Below are 2139 nucleotides of genomic sequence, written 5' to 3'. Positions count from 1 at the left end.
GGCTGCCATGGCCGGCCGGCCGAATGCGAGCAGGACCGCAAGGCAAGCAAGGTAACACTGCGCCACTTTAGTCAAACGCCCATATCGATGAAGCATCATGTCAGAAAAACTTGGAACATCATTGCAGATCGCCGACCTTGTGCCAGCTTGATCGGGCAAATTCTTGACCAAGAAAATTAATATCGAAGAAATCCGGACGGGCCACGCGCCGGCGGCATGCGTCGACAGCGGGGCATCACCACCTTCAATCGCCCGATCACAACACGATTGTCCTAGTCTGCGCGCTGCCTTTCGCCAGCACGTTCGGCCGCCTGCAGGCAGACGACCTACCCAGTTCGCGTGAAAACAGCGCCTTGCTTTTCAAATATCCGTGACGTAGCTTGTTTGCACATTGGCAAAAAAATAGCCGAAGTTTTTTCCTTTTGTGAAAGACGGGGACTTTGCGGGAACATCTTGATCTGACCGATCGGCGGCTGGTCAAACAGCTGTCGCAGGATGCACAGCCGGGCATCAACCGCATCGCCGAGATGTTGGCGATTTCGGTGCCGACGGTGCGCACGCGGCTGCGCAACCTGCTCGACCGCAACCTGCTCAAGATCGTCGGCCTGCTGAACCTGACCGAGCGCCCCGAGCTGATCTCGGCCATTGTCGGCATCAATGCCCAGGGGCGCGGCCGGGCCCGCGAACTGGCACAGCGCATTTCCGAACTGCCCTTCGTCAACTCGGCTTCGGTGGTCACCGGGCGCTTCGACATCATCGTCGACGTGACGGTGGCCGGTGACGTCGCCGATCTCTACCGCGTCACCAGCGAACTGATCCCCGGCGCCGGCGAGCCCGGCGAAGTCGTGCGCAGCGAAACCTTCGTCGTCATGGCGTCCTGCAACAAATGGGTCAGCCTGCCGGAAGGCTGCTGGTCGGACGACCGCAAGGAGCCGGCATGAAGATCGCGGTACTAGGCGGCCTCGGCCTGCAAGGTCGGGCGGCAATCGCCGACCTCGTCGCCAGCGTCGGCGTCGAGGAAATCGTCTGCGTCGATACCGCAGCGGATGGCCCGGCCCGGCTTGCCGGCCTGACCGATCTTGCCCGCGTGCGCTTCGTGGTGCCTGAAGGCGCGATCGGCCCGGCGCTGGCCACTGTGCTTGATGATGTCGACGCCGTCATCGACCTGTTGCCGCAGCCGCTGATGCGCCAGGCGGTGCAGGCCGCGATCGCCACGCGCACGCCGCTGGTCACCACCAATTACGCCAAGTCGATCGCCGACCTGGCGCCAGCCGCCGAACAGGCCGGCGTCTCGATCATGACCGAATGCGGGCTCGACCCCGGCATCGACCTCGTGCTGTACGCGCGCGCCGCCAGGCAGTTCGACTCGATTTCCTCGATCGATTCCTATTGCGGCGGCATCCCCGAGCCGAAGGCGATGGCCAAGCCGCTGTGCTACAAGGTGAGCTGGAATTTCGACATGGTCCTGGTCAGCCAGAACCGCGACAGCGTGATGATCGAAGACGGGAAACGCGTCGCGGTGCCGGCCGGCCAGCAGCACGACAATCCGTTCATCCATGAAATCGAGGTTGCGGGTCTGGGCAAGCTCGAAGCCTTCCCCAATGGCGATGCGCTGCATTATGTCGAGATGCTGGACGCCGCCAAGGGATTGCGCCGCTCCGGCCGCTACACGCTGCGCTGGCCGGGATGGTCGGCCTTCTGGGCGCCGCTGAAGGAGCTTGGCTTCCTCTCCGAAGACAAGGTGCCCGGCACAGGCAACAGCCCGCGCGAATTCCTCGGCCGTCTGCTCGGCCCGCAACTGCAATATGGTCCCGGCGAGAAGGACCTGTGCGTGATGCGCAATGTCTTTTCCGGCCTCGAAGACGGCCGCGCCAAGACGGTGACGTCGGACCTGATCATCGAGCGGGACCTGGCTTCGGGCCTGTTCGGCATGAGCCTCGGCGTCGGCTATCCCGCCAGCATCGTGGCGCAGATGCTCGCGCGGCGTGAGATCACCAGACCGGGCCTTTTGAACCCGCTGCTGGACGTGCCCGACATCAGGTTCTTCGACGAACTGGCCAAGCGTGGCATCACGGTTTCCGAGACGGTGGCACGGGACTGAGGCAGGAAGATTTTCGAACGGTGGCTGCCGTCGGCAAC

At 63.3% G+C, this 2139-nt stretch carries 3 protein-coding genes; all 3 read left to right on the top strand.

Annotation, left to right across the window (positions count from 1 at the left end; all coding sequences use genetic code 11):
- A partial coding sequence (locus EN893_RS38785) for a hypothetical protein (protein WP_206640200.1) occupies positions 1-180 on the top strand: 180 nt, incomplete at its 5' end.
- Positions 181-440: 260 nt separating this feature from the next.
- A complete protein-coding gene (locus tag EN893_RS30480; protein ID WP_127271168.1) occupies positions 441-941 on the top strand; it encodes an Lrp/AsnC family transcriptional regulator in 501 nt (166 codons plus the stop codon).
- Positions 938-2101, top strand: a complete 1164-nt coding sequence (locus tag EN893_RS30475; RefSeq protein WP_127271167.1) for a saccharopine dehydrogenase family protein — start codon at positions 938-940, stop codon at positions 2099-2101. Before EN893_RS30480 ends, EN893_RS30475 begins: the two co-directional genes overlap by 4 nt.
- The last annotated feature ends 38 nt before the right edge of the window (positions 2102-2139 follow it).

This window comes from Mesorhizobium sp. M7A.F.Ca.CA.004.04.2.1 (genome assembly GCF_004022825.1).
Classification (GTDB): domain Bacteria; phylum Pseudomonadota; class Alphaproteobacteria; order Rhizobiales; family Rhizobiaceae; genus Mesorhizobium.
The sequence above is the reverse complement of the archived record's forward strand: the minus strand, read 5'-3'. Positions and strand labels throughout refer to the sequence as shown.